19 protein-coding genes, 1 tRNA gene, 1 other RNA gene and 1 other annotated feature (1 of these 22 cut by a window edge) are annotated in these 18,889 nt (G+C 45.1%); of the genes, 5 read left to right on the top strand and 16 right to left on the bottom strand.

Annotated features, from left to right (window positions below; genetic code table 11):
• The 12 genes from ACUXV2_RS20010 to tadA all read right to left on the bottom strand — a co-directional run.
• A protein-coding gene (locus ACUXV2_RS20010; RefSeq protein WP_446244880.1) for a hypothetical protein crosses the window boundary here: on the bottom strand, window positions 1-138 show its beginning. It extends 396 nt beyond the left edge of the window; the window shows 138 of its 534 coding nt (coding positions 1-138); it begins with the start codon at window positions 136-138; the stop codon falls past the left edge of the window.
• A gap of 32 nt (window positions 139-170) precedes the next feature.
• Window positions 171-1,802: a sodium:solute symporter gene (locus ACUXV2_RS20005; RefSeq protein WP_446244879.1), complete on the bottom strand. Its 1,632-nt coding sequence runs from the start codon at window positions 1,800-1,802 to the stop codon at window positions 171-173.
• Complete coding sequence (locus ACUXV2_RS20000) at window positions 1,802-2,959, bottom strand: glycerate kinase (RefSeq protein WP_446244878.1); 1,158 nt, start codon at window positions 2,957-2,959, stop codon at window positions 1,802-1,804. The genes ACUXV2_RS20005 and ACUXV2_RS20000 overlap by 1 nt, the downstream gene beginning before the upstream one ends.
• Window positions 2,956-4,692 (bottom strand): sugar phosphorylase, encoded by a 1,737-nt coding sequence (locus ACUXV2_RS19995; protein ID WP_446244877.1) that lies wholly within the window; start codon window positions 4,690-4,692, stop codon window positions 2,956-2,958. The genes ACUXV2_RS20000 and ACUXV2_RS19995 overlap by 4 nt, the downstream gene beginning before the upstream one ends.
• Before the next feature lie 140 nt (window positions 4,693-4,832).
• Window positions 4,833-6,047 carry a CdaR family transcriptional regulator gene (locus ACUXV2_RS19990; RefSeq protein ID WP_446244876.1) on the bottom strand — a complete coding sequence of 405 codons (1,215 nt, stop codon included), beginning with the start codon at window positions 6,045-6,047 and terminating at the stop codon, window positions 4,833-4,835.
• Between the two features lie 122 nt (window positions 6,048-6,169).
• Entirely contained in the window at window positions 6,170-6,433 is a 264-nt protein-coding gene (locus ACUXV2_RS19985; protein WP_446244875.1) for a pro-sigmaK processing inhibitor BofA family protein, read from the bottom strand.
• A 61-nt stretch (window positions 6,434-6,494) separates the two neighbouring features.
• On the bottom strand, window positions 6,495-6,713 hold the full coding sequence (locus tag ACUXV2_RS19980; protein ID WP_446244874.1) for a YaaL family protein: 219 nt from the start codon (window positions 6,711-6,713) through the stop codon (window positions 6,495-6,497).
• A 16-nt stretch (window positions 6,714-6,729) separates the two neighbouring features.
• Window positions 6,730-7,326, bottom strand: coding sequence for a recombination mediator RecR (recR, locus tag ACUXV2_RS19975; RefSeq protein ID WP_175989796.1), 597 nt, complete (start codon window positions 7,324-7,326; stop codon window positions 6,730-6,732).
• Window positions 7,327-7,337: 11 nt separating this feature from the next.
• On the bottom strand, window positions 7,338-7,658 hold the full coding sequence (locus tag ACUXV2_RS19970) for a YbaB/EbfC family nucleoid-associated protein (protein ID WP_175989797.1): 321 nt from the start codon (window positions 7,656-7,658) through the stop codon (window positions 7,338-7,340).
• 63 nt (window positions 7,659-7,721) lie between these two features.
• Window positions 7,722-9,410, bottom strand: a complete 1,689-nt coding sequence (dnaX, locus tag ACUXV2_RS19965; RefSeq protein ID WP_446244873.1) for a DNA polymerase III subunit gamma/tau — start codon at window positions 9,408-9,410, stop codon at window positions 7,722-7,724.
• A gap of 246 nt (window positions 9,411-9,656) precedes the next feature.
• Window positions 9,657-9,921, bottom strand: an RNA gene (gene ffs, locus ACUXV2_RS19960) — signal recognition particle sRNA large type.
• A 98-nt stretch (window positions 9,922-10,019) separates the two neighbouring features.
• Window positions 10,020-10,514, bottom strand: a complete 495-nt coding sequence (tadA, locus tag ACUXV2_RS19955; RefSeq protein ID WP_446244872.1) for a tRNA adenosine(34) deaminase TadA — start codon at window positions 10,512-10,514, stop codon at window positions 10,020-10,022.
• Window positions 10,515-10,600: 86 nt separating this feature from the next.
• Between tadA and ACUXV2_RS19950 the strand changes: the two genes are divergently transcribed.
• Window positions 10,601-11,146, top strand: a complete 546-nt coding sequence (locus ACUXV2_RS19950) for an isochorismatase family cysteine hydrolase (protein ID WP_446244871.1) — start codon at window positions 10,601-10,603, stop codon at window positions 11,144-11,146.
• A gap of 206 nt (window positions 11,147-11,352) precedes the next feature.
• Window positions 11,353-12,633, top strand: coding sequence for a LysM peptidoglycan-binding domain-containing protein (locus ACUXV2_RS19945; protein ID WP_446244870.1), 1,281 nt, complete (start codon window positions 11,353-11,355; stop codon window positions 12,631-12,633).
• A gap of 5 nt (window positions 12,634-12,638) precedes the next feature.
• On the opposite strand, the gene ACUXV2_RS19940 is transcribed toward ACUXV2_RS19945, so the two are convergent.
• On the bottom strand, window positions 12,639-13,346 hold the full coding sequence (locus ACUXV2_RS19940) for a hypothetical protein (protein ID WP_446244869.1): 708 nt from the start codon (window positions 13,344-13,346) through the stop codon (window positions 12,639-12,641).
• Between the two features lie 529 nt (window positions 13,347-13,875).
• Here ACUXV2_RS19940 and ACUXV2_RS19935 point away from each other — a divergent pair.
• The 3 genes from ACUXV2_RS19935 to ACUXV2_RS19925 all read left to right on the top strand — a co-directional run bounded on the left by ACUXV2_RS19935 (window position 13,876) and on the right by ACUXV2_RS19925 (window position 15,666).
• Entirely contained in the window at window positions 13,876-14,532 is a 657-nt protein-coding gene (locus tag ACUXV2_RS19935) for a deoxynucleoside kinase (protein ID WP_446244868.1), read from the top strand.
• Window positions 14,516-15,184: a deoxynucleoside kinase gene (locus ACUXV2_RS19930; RefSeq protein ID WP_446244867.1), complete on the top strand. Its 669-nt coding sequence runs from the start codon at window positions 14,516-14,518 to the stop codon at window positions 15,182-15,184. The genes ACUXV2_RS19935 and ACUXV2_RS19930 overlap by 17 nt, the downstream gene beginning before the upstream one ends.
• 122 nt (window positions 15,185-15,306) lie before the next feature.
• Complete coding sequence (locus ACUXV2_RS19925; protein ID WP_446244866.1) at window positions 15,307-15,666, top strand: hypothetical protein; 360 nt, start codon at window positions 15,307-15,309, stop codon at window positions 15,664-15,666.
• Between the two features lie 457 nt (window positions 15,667-16,123).
• On the opposite strand, the gene ACUXV2_RS19920 is transcribed toward ACUXV2_RS19925, so the two are convergent.
• From ACUXV2_RS19920 to pdxT, 3 genes are all read right to left on the bottom strand, one after another.
• Window positions 16,124-16,216: transfer RNA gene (locus ACUXV2_RS19920), tRNA-Ser, on the bottom strand.
• 105 nt (window positions 16,217-16,321) lie between these two features.
• The gene (gene serS, locus ACUXV2_RS19915) at window positions 16,322-17,596 is read right to left on the bottom strand and encodes a serine--tRNA ligase (RefSeq protein WP_446244865.1); all 1,275 of its coding nucleotides are present in this window, start codon (window positions 17,594-17,596) and stop codon (window positions 16,322-16,324) included.
• A gap of 84 nt (window positions 17,597-17,680) precedes the next feature.
• Window positions 17,681-17,894 (bottom strand) — a binding site (T-box leader).
• Between the two features lie 400 nt (window positions 17,895-18,294).
• Window positions 18,295-18,882, bottom strand: coding sequence for a pyridoxal 5'-phosphate synthase glutaminase subunit PdxT (gene pdxT / locus ACUXV2_RS19910; protein WP_446247116.1), 588 nt, complete (start codon window positions 18,880-18,882; stop codon window positions 18,295-18,297).
• Between the last annotated feature and the right edge of the window lie 7 nt (window positions 18,883-18,889).

Below are 18,889 nucleotides of genomic sequence, written 5' to 3'. Positions count from 1 at the left end.
ATAAGCTAATTCCATGGATGAAAGGTGTTTCTTTTCCTTTGACAGTATCCGTACAAGAAAACTGGACTCGTATTCCCGAATCGCATTTACCGCTTCTCCCTTTTCGATGACCTCTTTAAGATAGTACCCTTCTTTCACCGTTCAACCCCTCCTTTCTGCTTTTCTATCAATTATAGGTTTTGAAGGAACATAAGGAAGATCATGACGACGATAAAGTAACCTACTAAGTAAAGCGGCCACTTCTTCGTCTTACGCTCACTTTCCATTTCTGCTTCTTCCAATGCAGTGGCCGCTTCCGATCTTGCTGCAAGCTTATGCTGGAGGCTGTCATCTGTTTCACTTAACGTCAGTCCTTCAAGCTTATGCTTTTCAGGCTTGGCCCCTAGTAAACTTACAGCATATCCAACCGCAAATGCCACAATTGCACCTACTACATTATTGTAAAGCCAAGAGATAGAGGCAAATTGGATGACTGCCCATACCGAGAACATCCCGGCGATGATTCCGGCGAATGCCCCTGTCCCATTCGTTCTTCTTGTGAAAATCGCGAGCAGGAACGCACCCAGTAGTGCTCCATAGAAATAAGAACCGATTTTATTGACTGCTTCAATGACAGGTCCAAGGTTGGAAGCAAAGAATGCAAAAATGGTTGCGTAGATTCCCCAGAAAACGGTCGCCCAACGTGAGGCTTTTAAGTAATGTGCTTCTGAAGCATTTTTCTTAAAGAACTTACTGTAAAAGTCGCGGATCGATACAGCTGATAGTGAATTCAGTGCCGAGTCCAGGCTTGACATGGCTGCTGCGAATACACCGGCAATGATGAGGCCTGAGATACCTGCAGGCAGTTCATTTACGACAAACAGCGGGAACAGTTCGTTTAAGTTCTCTACATTCGGGTCGCCTGCATGTTGGTAGTACACATATAAAAGCACCCCGATAAACAAGAATAATAGCATTTGAGGGATCATCAGAACCCCGCTCAGCACTAACGATAACTTACTTTCGCGGATGGATTTACTAGTCAGTACACGCTGGATCTGACTTTGATCTGTACCAAAATATGCGGCGTGAAGGAATAGTCCGCCGATCACACCGGCCCATACGCTGTATTCAACCGACAAATCAAATGAGAAATCCAGTGATTGAAGCATACCCGCTGCAGAAGCGGTATCCATGATTTCGGTCCATCCGCCTGGAACCTTCATATAAATGACAACGATACTCAATGCTGCGCCGAGCCATAAGATGAACATCTGCACGACGTCAGTCCATATAACCGCGGAGATTCCTCCTAATACGGTATATGCTACGGCAATGACAGCCATTAAAATGATGGTGAATGAAATGTCCCATCCGGTAACAACGGATAATACAAGGGCTGGAGCATACAGCACCACACCTGTTGCGAGTCCGCGTGCAACCAGGAACAGCCCCGCCGTTAACGTACGCGTCTTCACATCAAAACGTTTTTCAAGGTATTCATAAGCCGTGTATACCTCTGTTTTATAAAAGAAAGGGACGATGGTGGCAATCAGGAATGCCATCGCCAATGGAACGTTGATGAAGGTATTGATCCGTTCAAGACCACCTTCATACCCCCATCCCGGTGCCCCGATGAACGTGATGGCACTTGCTTGTGTCGCCATGACAGATAGACCGATTGCCCACCAGGGGATGCTTCTTCCCCCAAGAAAATAGTCCTTCGTCGTTTTTTGGTTTTTTCCAAACATAGCGCCGAATATAGCAGTCCCTGCGATGTAAGCAACAAAAATAACATAATCCAATAGTGTGAAGCTGCTCATTAGCGGTTTTCCCCCTTGTTTTCATGTATGAGTTCATAGATTTTCATCAACCTTGAAGCTGCTTTTTCTAATAAAACCGAGCCGTTTTCCATCGCACTTTCCAGTGACATTGGCTCATCCACAATCGGCATGACCAGGCTCAACCCTTCAGCCGCAGCCTTTTCCAAGTTGCCTTCGATTTTCCCTGTGAACGCCACTGTCGGAACCCCATGTTCCCTGGCTATCCTTGAGATACCGATGGGAACCTTCCCATATAGCGACTGAGCATCCACCTTTCCTTCTCCGGTAAAGACAATCGAAGCCTCCTTGATATGGGCTTCCAGATTGCTCAGCTTTGCTATAATCTTAAAACCGCTTTCAAAAACAGGGTGGAGAAAGGAATGAAGAGCATACCCAAACCCTCCGGCTGCCCCGCTTCCTTCTTCCATTCGATAGTCAACACCCGTGTGAGCGACTGTTTTTTCAGCGAAATGTTCCATTCCTGTTTCGAACTGGGCAATTCTGTCTTCTGATACACCCTTTTGCGGCCCAAATACTGAGACTGCTCCTTCTGTTCCCAACAAAGGGTTTGTCACATCAGAGGCCGCGATGATTTCTACATGACGGAGTCTTTGATCAAGATCGTTAGAATCAATCGAATCGATAGCAGAGAGCATACCGCCTCCACCATCCAGTTCCTTTCCGTTTTGATCGAAAAACCTTACTCCCAGCGCTTGAAGGAAACCTGTACCGCCATCGACTGTGGCACTGCCGCCCAATCCGATGATGATCCGCTTCGCTCCCCTGTCCAATGCTTTTTTCACAAGTTCCCCTGTTCCATAGGTGGAAGCTATTGCGGGATTGAGTTCATCGTTCTTCAACAAAGGAAGACCTGAAGCAGCTGCTGTTTCAATGACTGCTGTACTTGTTTCTTCCAACCATCCATAGGATGCTGTGACTCTGCGTCCCAAAGGATCTCTTACTTCAGCAGAAACCAGTTCACCATTCAGGATGGCGCATAATGCTTCGACCGTTCCTTCACCCCCATCAGCCATCGGAATCAATACGGTTTTATATGAAGGATTAACTTTAATGAGACCTTCTTTGATGGCTTCTGCTGCTTGTATACTTGTCATCGATCCCTTGAAGGAATCGGGTGCAATGACGGCTTTCATCATTCGTTTGACTCCTTTAACCAAAGTACTTCATAAGGTGAAAGGGTAAGTGTCAGGGTTCCATTATCTTTGTTGAACATCTGTTCCGTAAGTAAATCCTTCACCCTGTCCCCCGGCTGATTCAGCCCTGTAATAGTAACCGGGACATCATCCCCGGACACATTCACCAGAACGGTTACTTCACTGTTGTCTTGTACATTCGAACGTTTCATTGAAAGAACTCGCTTGTCGGTAAAGAAAACCTCCTGGGTCGCATTAGGGTGGAAAGCTTTCTCTTCTGTACGCACCGAGATGGAATGCTTGTAGTCAGTGAAAATCAGATTTCTAAGCGACCCTTCCTTCAGTACCTCTTCCTCAAGTTCGCTGCGATTTAATTTTTTACGGTTAATCGAACGGTATCTCCCGGTTTCCTTCACGCCTTCATGATCATTTCTCGAACCCAGCAGACTATGGATATAAATCCCTGGCACTCCCATCATCGAAAGCAGGATCGATTGAGCGGCAAGGAAACGGCTGGCTTTTTTCTCGTCGGATTCCCCTGGTATGGATAATGCATCCAGGTAATTGATATTTAACTCGTACGGGCTTTGAGTTCCGTCGCCATTATCTTTATAAGACACATAGCCGCCGCGCTCCTTCACTTTCTCCACCATCGCTTGGACTTCTTCCTGACTCAGGATTCCTTCCACAGGACGAACCCCGACTCCATCATGGGAAGCAAGGAAATTGAAGAACGTTGTATCTTCCGTAGTCGACTCAAGATTTCCCGCCCAATTCGATAGATGGGTTGCATCTTCCGTTTGAAATGCCTGCAGTGTCAGCGGCGGCAGCGGAAACTGATACACAAGATGGGCTTCGTTATGGCCGTTGCCAAAATAGCTGATATTATCTTTATGCGGTACATTGGTTTCAGTAATGATGATCGTGCCGGGAGCAATGATCTCAAGAACATCTCTCATAATCTGTACGAGACGGTGAGTTTCCTCCAAATGAATGCTTGTCGTCCCCAGCTTCTTCCACATGAAACCAATCGCGTCCAGGCGAAGATAACGCGCTCCATGTTCTACATATTCAGCAAGGATATCCAATATCGATAGAAGCAGGCCTTCGTTTTCATAGTTTAAATCGATTTGATCGTCACTGAAGGTTGTCCACACATATTTCTCGCCTCTGTTTGTTTCTACTTTTGTTAAAAGAGGAAGGGCCCTTGGTCTTGTGATCGTGCTGTAATCTTCATTTGGATCCGCTTCTACAAAAAAATGTTCATATGCGGGATTTCCACTTTTATATTCTTTAAACCAATCACTTTGACTCGATATATGATTGATGACAGCATCAAACATGATGTCGAATTCCTCAGCCAGGTCGTGGATATCTTCCCACTCACCCAAGTCAGGGTTGACCTTCAAATAATCAATGACGGAAAATCCATCATCCGAAGAATAAGGGTAAAAGGGGAGGACGTGTACAGAATTGATTTTTCCTTCCGTATGCTCCGTTAAGAATTCTTTTAAACTTTTCAGCGGTGCTTTTCCATCTTCCTTGATGGAATCACCATATGTAATGACCATAATATCCTTCTCATCCACCCACTGCTTTGAGAGGGAAAGGGATTTATCCTTATAGCGGTCTACCAAGCTGTTTACTTGTTCATAAATCGCTTCTCCTTTTTCCTTTCCATATACAAATTCAAGATTTTCAAGAATGGTTTTTCGTTTCTGTTCAATCGTCTTCATTTTCGCCACTCTCACTTCCGTCTAAATTGTGTTATCGCTATCATACTAAACGTTTCACCTACTATCTATGGTACTCACAACAAAAAATAACTTAGAAATTTATATATTTTTGTTACCAAACACAAAAAAGAACAAATCAACTAAGGATTTGTTCTTTTCGTTCCAGTATTTATGAGATGAAAGGTAAGCGCCACATAAAACATCGCGGCATCCGGTAATACTCTTGGATCGAATCCAGTTACTTCTTTAATTCGTTTTAATCGGTATTGCAGCGTGTTTTTATGTATGTATAACGTTTCTGCTGCTTCAGTGATGGACCCGCCCGCATCATAAAAGGTTTTTAACGTCTCGATCATTTGATCAAGGTTCTTCTTAGTGTCAGGCTGCAGGACATTCTTCACATATTCCTCTCGTACCTCATAAGGGAGATCATATGCGAACGATTCGATTCCAAGCTGATCGTAAAAGTAAGAAGCTTGGTTTCGATTCTTTGCGTGCAGGAGGGCACGCTCTGCTTCGTGCACAGATTTTGCTGCCTCACGGGGCTCAAGATACATTTTCCCCACTCCGATCGCCGTATCATAACCATATACAGATTGAATGGACGTTTGGATGTTGTCCAGACGGTATTGAATCTTCTCTTTTCTTTTTTGCTCCGTGAGTGTTTCATCCACAGACAGCAGCAACGTATAGCGAGTACTTCCTGCTGGAATGATGACATGCTGGCTTTCTTTAGGAAAATGATTTTGAACCATTTCAAGAATTTCACGTCTAAAGCGCTGAAATTCCAATTCGCCTTTTACATCGGCCTGGTGACTTCTCAACTTTTCATAAAGTACGTCATTGAACCCGATAATATCCATCACTACAGCCACTCTTGGGAGATGGACATTGATTCCCAGTATCCAGCCGCGTGCAGCAAACAATTTATCATCTTCCCAGTCCCCATCGATCCATTCATCGATAAACGAAACTTTCGCGATATTTTCAAGTTCGAGCTGCTCTTCAAGATGCGCCTCTTTTAAGAGAATCTCGGTCATCCTCCTGATCACTTCACCAAATTGAACGACTTCATCGGGTTCCCCGGTGATTCCGATGACACCAAGAATCCGGTTATTCAAGTAGACGGGAAGATTCACGCCTTTCTTCGCTCCCCTGAATTCGTCGTCTTCATGGATGATCACAGTTTCTTTCGTCTGCAGGACCTTCAGCGCCCCTTCATGGAAATCGCCAATGCGATCCCTGTCGACACTCGCGATGATACTTGCATTGGCATCCATGAAATTGATGTTGCGTTGAATGACCTTGACCGTTTCCTCTACGATCGATTGGGCAATTTGCGAAGAAATAACCATGCTTTTAGCACCTCCAGTTAGTTAGATAGTTTATCAGAAAATACGCAAGACGTAACCTTCCTGAAAAAGAAAAAGCAGCCCCTTTCAAGGCTGCCGCTTCTCTCTTATGTTAGTTGTCTTTCTTACACAATCCACATCTGTATCACCGTCAGCCCCACCACTCCCGGAATGCCAAGGATGCCGGAAATGGAGGACGTCGCCAGATTAATGGGGACGTGGATTCCGTACTGACTGCCAAAGGCGTTCAGGAAAAATAGAAATAGCGCTCCGATCATGACCTTCATGGCGACTTGTCCTACAAATCGCAGCGGTTTGATGGGTGTACCTGTGATTAACAGAAGGACGATGAGTCCGCTGATTACAGAAATCACGATTACCGGGTTCATACCCTCTCTCCTCTCAACATGGAACATTAAACATCTCTTATTGAAAGGATATGAGGGTTGTCTACCTTTTTATGACGATCTTTCTATGTTTCGCTTCTCTAAATAAGAAAAAATATTTCGCCTCAGCGATTTTCGAAGAGCAGTGAAGATTCAAATTGTAGTCCACACTCATCTCATCGATGCTCCGCTGCTGGTTCCAATGCTCCTTCGCTTCTTCCAATGTCTGAAGCAGCGATTGATCGTACTCTCGTTTGAGTTTCCCTTTTCTTCGGAAAAACATAGATGCTCTCTCCCTTTTAAACGTCTCTTCTTCCTTCAAGGGCTTTTGACAATGTGACTTCATCCGCATATTCGAGGTCTCCGCCAACAGGCAGACCATGAGCGATACGCGTGATGCGGATGCCGGATGGTTTGACGAGCCGCGAAATATACATGGCGGTTGCTTCACCTTCGATATTCGGGTTTGTGGCAAGAATCACTTCCTGCACCTCGTCGCTTTGAAGACGTTTAATCAGGTCCGGTACGTTGATGTCCTCAGGGCCGATTCCATCCATAGGGGAAATGGCGCCATGAAGGACATGGTAAAGACCGTTATATTCCTTCATCTTCTCCATTGCAATAACATCTTTGGGGTCCTGGACCACGCAGACGATACTGCGATCTCTTCGCTGATCCTCACAGATATAGCAGGGATCCTGGTCCGTTATGTGACCGCAGACAGAGCAATAGCTTAAATTACGTTTGGCATTCACTAATGCCTTTGCAAAGTCCAAGACTGTGTCTTCTTTCATGCTAAGTACAAAAAAAGCCAGACGGGCCGCAGTTTTCGGCCCGATTCCTGGCAATTTCATAAAGCTGTCGATCAGCTTTGATATAGGCTCAGGATAATGCATGATATTGCCTCCTAGAACATTCCCGGCAGGTTCATTCCTTTAGTGAACTGACCCATAGTAGAATTCGTTAATTCGTCTGCTTTCTTAAGAGCATCATTCGTTGCAGCCAGCACTAAATCCTGCAGCATGTCGATATCTTCAGGATCTACTACTTCTTCATTGATTTTTACATCAAGGACTTGTTTGTGACCAGAAACGATGACAGTGACCATACCGCCGCCTGCAGATCCTTCGATTTCCTTTTCACCAAGCTCCTCTTGTGCTTCTGCCATTTTCTTTTGCATCTTCTGCATCTGCTTCATCATATTTTGCATATTACCCATTCCACGCATAGTTTCATGACCTCCAATAGTTTATTAAAAATTATTCATACACTTAATGTGGTATTTCAAACGTCAATCATTTAGTTCGACTAAATCGCCGGCAATCTTTTCGGCTTCCGAGAGAAGGGTATCCCCTTCGTTTGCCTCACCTGCTTCGCCGTCACCTGGTTCCGTTTGTGAGTTACGGATGAACTCTTCCCTTAATGGGAGCCACTGATCTTCAGGTATCCCGATCGGTGTGTAACTGGTTCCCGTTAGCTCCTGAAGGATCGAATCCATGGCCGAGAGGAAAGACTGGTTCTCCATCGCCATCTGGCAGTGTATATCATATTTAAATTTTAACACAAAAGAACCATCCGTCGCTGCCACCGGTTCAGCATCATTCAACAGGGCGGCCTGTGACCGCATCTGACGCTGGTTCAATGTTTCCATCATATCTCCCCAGCGGCTTTTGATGAGTCCGAGATCCTCTTTTGTCGCATTCTTGAGTACTTCCTGTATTTGTCCGACCGGTGCACGGAAGCCTTTCTTGGCTCGCATCGGCTTTTTGGCCGGCTGTGCAGCAGGTTCAGACTGTGCCTTGACGCCATTCGCCTTCAGCTGCTGGATTTCTTTTTCAAGCGCTTGGATCTTCTTCATCATCTCGCCGACTTCAGGTGAAGACGCGCTTCGAGGTGCTTCGAGCTGACAAAGCTTCACGATGGAAACCTCTAAGTAGATACGGGCATGATTGCTGAATTTCATCTCCTGCCCCGCTTGATTCAGTACATCGATATATTGATAAATCTGGCCAGCCTGCGTTTCTTGTGCAAGCTCCTTGAATTCATCATCGAGCATGACCCTTTCCATCGATTCCTCGAGGTTAGGGGCCGTTTGATAGAGAAGCATATCCCTGTAATAAAGAATGAAGTCTTCGGCAAAACGGGCCGGATCCTTCCCTTGGAAAAGAAGTTCTTCCAGTGCACCCAAACCTTTTGAGACATCCTTTTCAAGGATTGCCCTTGCGAGTGTATTCAGATAGCCCTGGGAAACCGCACCTGTAACCGTCAAGGCATCATCCACAGTGACAATATCCTGGCTGAAGGAAATCGCCTGATCGAGCAGGCTGAGTGCATCACGCATCCCGCCTTCAGCCGCTCTCGCGATCACTGCCAGCGCATTCTCTTCATAGTTCACACCCGATTCCGTGGCGATATGGCTCATTCTTCCGACGATATCCATGGCTGTGATCCGTTTGAAATCGAAACGCTGACAGCGGGAAATGATCGTGAGCGGGATCTTGTGGGGCTCGGTCGTTGCCAATATGAAGATGACGTGCTTCGGAGGCTCCTCCAATGTTTTCAAAAGGGCGTTGAAAGCCCCGATTGAAAGCATATGGACCTCATCGATGATATAGACCTTATAATCAACCACGTTCGGTGAGTATTTCACTTTATCGCGTATGTCGCGTATTTCCTCTACTCCGTTGTTGGAAGCGGCATCGATTTCAATCACATCCGGGATGGATCCGTCCGTGATCCCTTTACATGCGTCACACTCGTTACAAGGCTCTGCAACAGGGGAACGTTCACAGTTGACCGCTTTTGCAAGGATCTTCGCTGCACTCGTCTTTCCGGTTCCGCGCGGCCCAGAAAAGAGATAGGCGTGGGAAATCTTTTGATGAAGGAGAGCATTTTGCAGTGTTTTCGTCACATGCTGCTGCCCGACGACGTCTACAAATGACTGCGGACGCCACACACGATATAATGCTTGATATGCCAAAATACTCCCCCCTCTTTTTTATGTATGTATGCTTTCGTTCATAGTGCCGCACCACGTCCGGCCAGGCACTTCCAGCCTGATCGCCGAACCCATTTGGCAGATGGCACTTTTCATATATGATCTTATTTATTATAACGTAATTTCAAGCAGGATTACAAAGAAAACCGGGGACTGTTTTAAACAAAATCATCCCAAACAAAAAGCCCACCCCGATAAAGGATGAGCTGTTGTATATGTATGAAACTGCCGTGCACCTTTCGTCGACAAGCAACCATAGGCGTTACTCAAGCAGTTAGCTCGGCCCAGGCAACCCTGCGGCACATGGGAGCTTCCACTTAATGCTGCTTCCTTCCGGACCTGACATGGTTCATGGATTCCCATTGCGCAGGACCCAGGCGTCAACACCACTTACTTGAGGCAGGCCCTACAGTATGCAAGCCTCGGAAAGGAATTCGGCCTCGCTGGAGCGGATTGCGAGTACAGGGCACCGCTACCTCCCCGCCTAGCACGGCAAAATTGATACCAAATATTAAGTTGCGTCATCAACGACGCAAGATTAAGTATACTAGGGTTTACGTTAAAAAGCAATGGTTTGTGGCTGTAAGTTCTTTACAGTGAAGAAGATTGATTCCTTTTTTCTGCTTTTTTCCTTGCTCTTAACTCCCTGAAGAAATCGGAGAGGATCGTACCGCATTCCTCTTCAAGCACCCCGCTGACCACTTCGCACTGATGGTTGAACCGGCTGTCATCCAAAAGGTTCATCAACGTGCCAGCACAGCCTGCTTTCGGATCGGCCGCTCCGTACACCACTTTTTCAATCCGCGACAAAATGATGGCACCGCTGCACATCGGGCACGGTTCAAGTGTCACATAGAGTTCTGCACCTTCGAGCCTCCATGTCCCTGTTTCTTCACATGCTTTTTGAATGGCAAGTGTTTCTGCGTGGGTGATGGCATTCTGGGTCGTTTCCCTTAAATTATATCCCCGGCCGATGATTTTGTCTCCAAGTACGACAACTGCACCGATCGGTACCTCATTGATCTCTCTTGCTTTTTCCGCTTCTTTCAGCGCTTCCAGCATAAAATGTTCTTCTCTTGTTTTCATATTGAACTCCTACTTATAGTTTCCTTCTGTTTATTTTATAAAATTTCCCCAAACATTCCAAACTATAAAGGAAAGGGGCCGACATGATGATACCTAAAAATACCGCCCTCCTGGTGATTGATATCATGAATCCATTTGATTTCTCACACGGGGAGACGCTTGCCGAGCATACAAAAAAGATCGTAAAACCGATAAACGACCTGAGAAGATACTGTAAAGAGAATGACCACCCGGTTATTTATATCAATGATCACTATGAGCTGTGGAAAGCGGATTTAAAGCTGATTTATGAAAAATGCCGTAACCAGACTAGTGCAGACATCATTACCCCGCTGCGCCCGTCTGAAGACGATTACTTTCTCATCAAACCCAAACATTCCGCTTTCTACGGGACTGCACTGAATACATTGCTTCATCATCTGTCGATAAAGAACATCATCCTGACGGGAATTGCGGGAAACATCTGTGTGCTATTCACTGCCAATGACGCATACATGAGGGAGTTCACTTTGTATGTTCCGAAAAACGCCATCGCTTCCGTCAGCGAAGATGATAACCATTATGCGCTGACAATGATGAAAAATGTGTTGAAAGCGACAATTGATGATACCGGGGCATTATTGCAGCATTGACATAGGGTGCAGCCGAGCTGGCTCAGTCCTTACGATTTGAACCAGGCTAAAGTTGCTGGATCCGTGCCTGGCTCAAATCCTAGTAATCGAGCCAGGCACCCGGCAATGCCCCCTCCGCTTCAAGGCAGCGCTGACAAAATAACCGGCATAACCTACCTCCCCCCTTCATAGGCTGATTATAGTGAAGATAAAGGGAGGTCCTAAGTATGCAAATACATGTTGTCCAGCCGAACCAATCGTTGTTCGGCATTGCCCAAGCGTATGGATCAACTGTTAAAGATATAGTGGAAGCGAATGAACTGCCAAACCCGGATAATCTCGTCATCGGGCAATCACTTGTGATCCCGATCATCGGCAGTTTCTATTATGTACAGCCTGGTGACAGTTTGTGGTCGATCAGTCAAAAAGTCGGGGTTCCTTATCAAGAGCTGGCAAGGATCAATGGCATATCGCCTAATGTACCTCTTCAGGTCAACCAGCGTTTATATGTTCCCCCGAAACCAAAAGTACGGGCAGAGTTCAATGCCTATGTGGAACCGTATGGAAAAGAAGTCGCACCGAATCTAGAGGAAAGTGCAAAGGAAGCAGCTCCTTATCTGACCTATCTTGCCCCATTCAGCTTCCAGGCTAAGCGTGACGGGACCTTGCAGGAACCTCCGATGGGGAATCTCTTGCAAACAGGGAAGGATAACGGCAATGTACTGATGATGGCCATCACGAATCAGGAAGAGGGTCAGTTCAATGATGAGCTCGGGCGCATTCTCTTAAATGATATGGCCATACAGGATAAATTCCTCAATACCATCGTCCAAACCGCAAAAAAATATGGCTTCCGCGACATCCATTTTGATTTTGAATACCTGCGTCCTCAAGACAGGGAGGCCTATAACCGCTTCCTGCGCAAGGCAAAAAAGCGTTTTGATCAGGAAGGCTGGCTGCTGTCCACAGCCCTCGCTCCTAAAACGAGCGCAGATCAGAAGGGGAAATGGTATGAAGCCCATGATTATAAAGCTCATGGGGAAATTGTGGATTTCGTTGTCATCATGACGTATGAATGGGGCTACAGCGGCGGACCGGCCATGGCCGTTTCACCGATTGGACCCGTTCGTGAAGTAATTGAATACGCCCTTACAGAAATGCCCGCTTCCAAGATCATGATGGGGCAGAACCTCTACGGGTACGACTGGACACTCCCATTCAAGCCGGGAACAACAGCGAAAGCGATCAGCCCTCAGCAGGCGATTGAAATCGCGGCAAAAAACAACGTGAACATCCAATACGACCAAAAAGCACAAGCCCCATTTTATAAATACAGCGCTGAAGGAAAAGATCATGAAGTATGGTTTGAAGATGCCCGGAGCATCCAAGCCAAATTCGATCTGATGAAAGAATTGAAGCTCAGGGGAATGAGCTACTGGAAACTGGGCTTATCGTTCCCTCAGAACTGGCTGCTGATCACCGATAATTTCAACGTGGTGAAAAGGTAATGCTGTCATTTACGGAATAGCGCGAAAAGCCAATCCCATTTATCTTTTGGTTTTTGTATCGCCTCTTCCAAGCGTTTATTATAGTCATTTTGGGCACGCCATTCCATTTGCTGTTCTTTACGCAGCTTCTGTAACTCTTCCTTCAGATACTCGTTCTTTTGTACTTCTTGCTCAAGAAGCGTTTCGTACTGACTCTTTTGAAGTTTTGATAATTCTTCAATTTTGCGCTGCGTTTTTTGAGCTGAGTTTGAAATATTAGAGCTTAAATCATGATGATCCTGCTTCAGTCTGGAAACCTGTGTTTTCAGCTGATTCATTTCATTCACCACTTGCACGTTCATTTCGCGGGAAGCAGCAAGTTCATTGGCCAAGTAGGATAAAATCTCTTTTAATTGATTGGGGTCCTGAGGTAACTGATGATATGTATCGCTTGGCGATATATCTGTACTGCTGCTTCCTGAAAGTCTATCTTGTTGTTGATGTGCAAGGGATTTGGCGGTTTCGTCAAGAGGCTTGTCCGTATCGCGCAGCGCTATAAGCGCATCAATATCGGATTGAACAAAGATCCTGCGATCACCATCTTTAAAAAACTCATAGCCATTTCTCTCTAAGATTTGACCATACTTCCGGACTGTAGGGGTTGCAATCCCTGCTTGTTCTGCCGCTTCCTTGGAAGTGAAGGATCGTTCATACGGTTGTATATCGTTTCGCATATCATACCTCCGTTTTTAGTTTTAGTGTAAGGCAATCAGATTTACTTACAAGAGTCATATCACCTAGCGATACGGACTGATCAAGTGACTATTAGCACCATTCACGGGGCGTATCGTATCGGTGTATTGACCTCCCACTTAAAAATAAGACAAGATAACACAATTATTTCCCTGAAAATACATTCTTCGATTATTTTTTCATTATATAACCTTCAGACAGTTAATGAAATGGGTATAAACAAAAGATAAAGAAACTTAATGTATTCACCACTCCTGCATTTTTCTAATAAAAATAAATAGAAGCTGGCATTTAGGTAAATCTATAATCACCTATATTGCCAGCTTTTTTGTTTTCACTAAAAAATGAAGGATAATAGCCGATGCTAACAACGAGCCGAATTTTGTTGGATCTTGCAAATAACCTGAACAAACCATCCAGTTATTGTGTTACAATAATTCCTGTCGTTATTTTATTTATACGCTTATTAAAACATACACATAGATAGTTGTAATATGAGGAGGACATGAAATGGGGAGAATTCCTTTCATCACGGTTGAAGGCCCGATTGGAGTAGGAAAAACTTCTCTGGCTAAAGCGATTTCTGAACACTTCCATTTTCATTTATTAAGGGAAATCGTTGATGAAAACCCGTTTTTGGATAAGTTTTATGATGATATTGAAGAGTGGAGTTTTCAAACAGAGATGTTTTTCTTATGCAATCGATACAAGCAGCTGGAGGATATCGATAAGCACTATATTTCTCAAAAGAAATCGGTTGTAGCGGATTATCATATTCTGAAGAATATCATTTTCGCTAAGCGTACATTGAAAGATGAGCAGCAGTATAATAAATATCTTAAGATCTATGATATCTTGACATCTGACATGCCGAGACCCAATGTGGTCATTTACTTGAACGCAAGCCTTGACACACTGCTGAAGCGCATTGAAAAAAGAGGGAGAGACTTCGAGAAGAAAATCAGTCCTCTTTATTTAAAGCAATTATCATTGGATTATGAAGAATATATGAACACCTTTGAAGAAACTCACCCTGATATCCCTGTTCTTCGCTACAATGGCGACCACATTGACTTCGTCCAGAACAAAGATGATTTGGACAATATTCTAACTCAATTAGACACTACACTTAAAAAAGGAGTTCACTATCATGAATCTTCGCAATAAATACGGCATCCCAAGCAATGCTGTCATTACCATTGCCGGGACAGTCGGAGTCGGGAAATCCACGATGACAAACGGATTGGCTAATGCCCTCGGATTCCGTACATCGTTCGAAAAAGTCGATACCAACCCTTACCTGGATAAATTCTATCAGGATTTCAAGAGCTGGAGCTTCCACCTGCAGGTCTACTTCCTGGCAGAACGCTTCAAGGAACAAAAGAAAATCTTCGAATATGGCGGCGGCTTCATCCAGGACCGCTCGATCTACGAAGATACAGGAATCTTCGCCAAGATGCACCATGAAAAAGGCAATATGTCAGATATCGATTATGAAACATATACAAGCCTTTTCGATGCGATGGTGATGACACCTTACTTTCCTCATCCGGATCTGCTCATTTATCTGGAAGGATCCCTTGATAACGTGATCGACCGCATCCGTGAGCGCGGCCGTCCGATGGAACAGCAAACACCGGTTGAATACTGGGAAGAAATGCATCAGCGCTATGAAAACTGGATCAATTCCTTCAACGCATGCCCTGTCCTCCGCCTGGATATCAGTGAGTATGATCTGGTAAACGAAGAAAATTCCATCGAACCGATCGTGGAACGAATTGGTTACTTCATTGAACAAACAAGAATGTTAAAAAGCTAATAAAAAAGAGGTGCAGCCTATGATGGCGGCACCTCTTTTTTATATGAACACTCCGTCATTCGTTTATATTCAGCAGCTGCGAGGTATGTATATAACAAGAAATACAAAAGGGAGATGAATTCATGGTTACAAAAGATACGTACTTCGTGGATATAAGCAGCGGGGACATCGTACCTCATGCAGAAGAAGCGAGAAGTGTGAACTATCAGATTCAGGCTACTCCTGACGAGGTAACCAAACTGAAGACTCTTTTTGAAAAAAATGATGATGCTGACATGTCCACATTCAACCGGGCTCAGATTCCATTTCGTCAATATCATAACGACCCTGAAAATGCTCAATATGACCACTCGATGCATGAAATCTATGAAATGATCTTCAAGTTGGGATCCGACGAAACACGGAGAAACATTAAAGAAATGGGTGTGCTGAACTACAACAATGATAGTAACACCAGAAGCGATATAGAGAATTTTAAATAAAGAAAAAGCCTTGTACAGTTCAAACAGTACAAGGCTTTTTTGAAAAGGTTTAATTACAAACTTGTTTTTGTCTTAACCGGATCCAGCTTTTGATTTGGAGTGAAAGACGAAGACTCCTACCAGAAAAGCGGAAGGGCTTTGTTCAGAGGCGGGTGGCATAAGACGAATCGGCCTGGAAGGCGCTCTTGCCTTCTTGGTCGGTCTGGCTTATGACATGTGCCTCTAAGCCCTGTAGCTAGACATGTAAACTTGATCCCCGCTCACCCGTGGAAAGCGAAGTCTTCCACGGAAATCAAAAGCGGTATTCAAAAGAATTATCTATAGTAATAAAAAATCCCTCGAATTATCAAACTATTATCAATTTATAAAAATCTACAGAAACCAAAAAAATTCGTTACATCTCCAGTAACGAATTTAACAATCTCCAATTTATGCGCTATGGTTATTAATAAATCAATGGCGGAGGAAGAGGGATTCGAACCCCCGCGGGCTTTAACACCCCTGTCGGTTTTCAAGACCGATCCCTTCAGCCGGACTTGGGTATTCCTCCGTATCGACAAGAATTATAATATCACGGTGAGAAAATAGAGTCAAGCACTTTCCTAAAAAAAATGAAAGGCACCCGGCACTTTGCCGAACACCTTTCATAATGCTGTTATTTTATCACTTCTGCCCCACCCATGTATGGACGCAGAACTTCTGGTACGATGACAGATCCGTCTTCCTGCTGATAGTTTTCCAACAGAGCAGCAACGGTACGGCCAATCGCCAATCCAGACCCATTCAGAGTATGAACATGCTCAGGTTTTGCGTTTGCTTCCCTTCTGAAACGGATATTCGCACGTCTCGCCTGGAAGCCTTCGAAGTTACTGCAAGAAGAAATCTCACGATACGTGCCGTAGCTTGGAATCCAAACCTCGATATCATATTTCTTCGCAGCAGTGAAGCCTAAATCAGCTGTACACATTGATAAAACGCGGTATGGCAGTCCTAATAGCTGAAGGACTTTTTCAGCATGGCCTGTCAGCTTCTCAAGCTCATCATAAGAATCTTCAGGCTTCACAAAGCGGACTAGCTCCACTTTATTGAATTGATGCTGACGGATCAGCCCTCTTGTATCACGCCCTGCAGATCCCGCTTCAGAACGGAAGTTAGCGCTGTATGCTACATAACTGATCGGCAGCTCTTCTCCCTTGATGATTTCATCACGGTGATAGTTCGTTACAGGCACTTCTGCTGTAGGGACTAAGAAATAATCTTCACTTTCGATACGGAAAGCATCTTCCTCAAACTTAGGCAGCTGCCCCGTTCCTGTCATGCTTGCGCGGTTCACAAGGAATGGCGGGATCATTTCTGTATATCCGTGCTCATCCATGTGCAGGTCCATCATGAAGTTCAATAGCGCACGCTCCAGTCTTGCACCCAAACCTTTATAGAATACAAAACGGCTTCCTGTTACTTTTCCTGCACGTTCAAAATCAAGGATATCAAGCCCTGTTGCGATATCCCAGTGTGGCTTCGCTTCGAAATCGAACTCACGAATTTCACCCCATTTGCGGGCTTCCACGTTGTCGTCCTCTGTTTCACCGACAGGGACAGACTCATGTGGAATATTCGGGATAGAAAGAAGGATACGCTCCAGCTCTTCCTCGATTCCTCTCAGCTCATCATCAAGCTTCTTGACCATGCCGCCGACTTCACGCATTTCAACGATCATGTCCTGGGCATCCTGTTTCTCCTTTTTCATATGAGCGATTTTTTGAGAAACTTCATTACGCTTGCTCTTCAAGTTCTCACTTTCCACAAGAAGCTCTCTTCTTCTCTTATCAAGCTCTTCAAACTTATCGAAGTCTTCAAGGTCTTCACCGCGATGCTGAAGGCGGTTTTTCACATCTTCCAAATTGGCACGTAAGTATTTGATGTCTAACATGTTTATTCCTCCTTTGATTTATATGGATGTTTGGTTTCGAACGGTAACAGGTTCCGGAAAAAATAAAAAACCCCCGTCCCTGGTAAAAGGGACGGAGGTTTCCGCGTTGCCACCCTAATTGAAAACAGCGAAGCTGCTTTCCTCTTAGAGATGGTAACGGAATCACCGAAAATACCTACTGAATGGTTCAGTATTTCACTCAAGGATGGATTCGTAAAGATTCTGCACCGGTTTGCACCAACCACCGGCTCTCTTTTGGCAAGAATTCTTCACTACTATTTCCTGTCAACGTTTTAAACTCATATTGGTTATTTCATAATCTACTACAATGTTTTCCATTTTGCAATAGGTTTATGCCAATGTTTTTTCTAAAAGATAATTCCCGAAAAAACGGAGACCGTTCCTTTCCGCTGCAAGCACTTGCTTTCCACGGGGAGGAAGTCGAGCCTCCTCGTCGCTGCGTTCCTGCGGGACGAAATGCGCAGGCGGCTCGCTCAGCCCCGACAAGCATAAGATGAATGGACCGGGAAGGCGTTCTTTGCCTTCTTGGGCCGTTTAGCTTATGACCTCGAGGGGCTAGCCGCCGGAGCTGGACAAGTCTCGACCTTTCCTCTATATCCCGCCGGAGTCAAGTGCCTTCCGCTCCAACCCACTCTAGGTTTTAAAAGTGGTGAAACCGAACAATCTTTGCGAAAAGATTAAGAAACAATTTTTTCTTTTGACTCTTTTACCATTTCAATAAAGTAAGCAGTCAGGCGATTGTCGTCTGTCAGTTCCGGGTGGAATGAGCAGCCGAGGAATTGTCCATGGCGGGCAAGCACGATGCGGTCGTTGTGCTTGGCAAGGACCTCGACGTCCTCTCCGGCTTCCACGATGTGCGGCGCCCGGATGAATACGGCATTGAAATGATCTCCAACGTGTGCAATGTTCAGATCGGCTTCGAAGCTTTCCTTTTGACGTCCAAAAGAGTTGCGCTCAACCATCACATCCATTACACCAAGATGCGGTTCATCATAACCGACGATATTATTTGCCAAAAGGATAAGACCGGCACATGTACCGAAGATCGGTTTCCCGCTTGCTGCAAATTCTTTCAGCGGCTCAAGAAAACCATAACGGTCGATGAGGCGTCTCATCGTCGTACTTTCGCCGCCTGGCATGATCAAGCCGTCCAGTTCTTCCAGCTGCTCTGTACGCTTCACGACCACTGCTTCGGCATTGCATGCCTCAATCGATCGTACATGCTCTCTGACAGCCCCTTGAAGTCCTAATACACCAATTCTCATCATAATG

It is taken from the genome of Rossellomorea sp. NS-SX7 (assembly GCF_052828565.1).
This window is presented reverse-complemented; position numbering and strand designations above follow the sequence as displayed.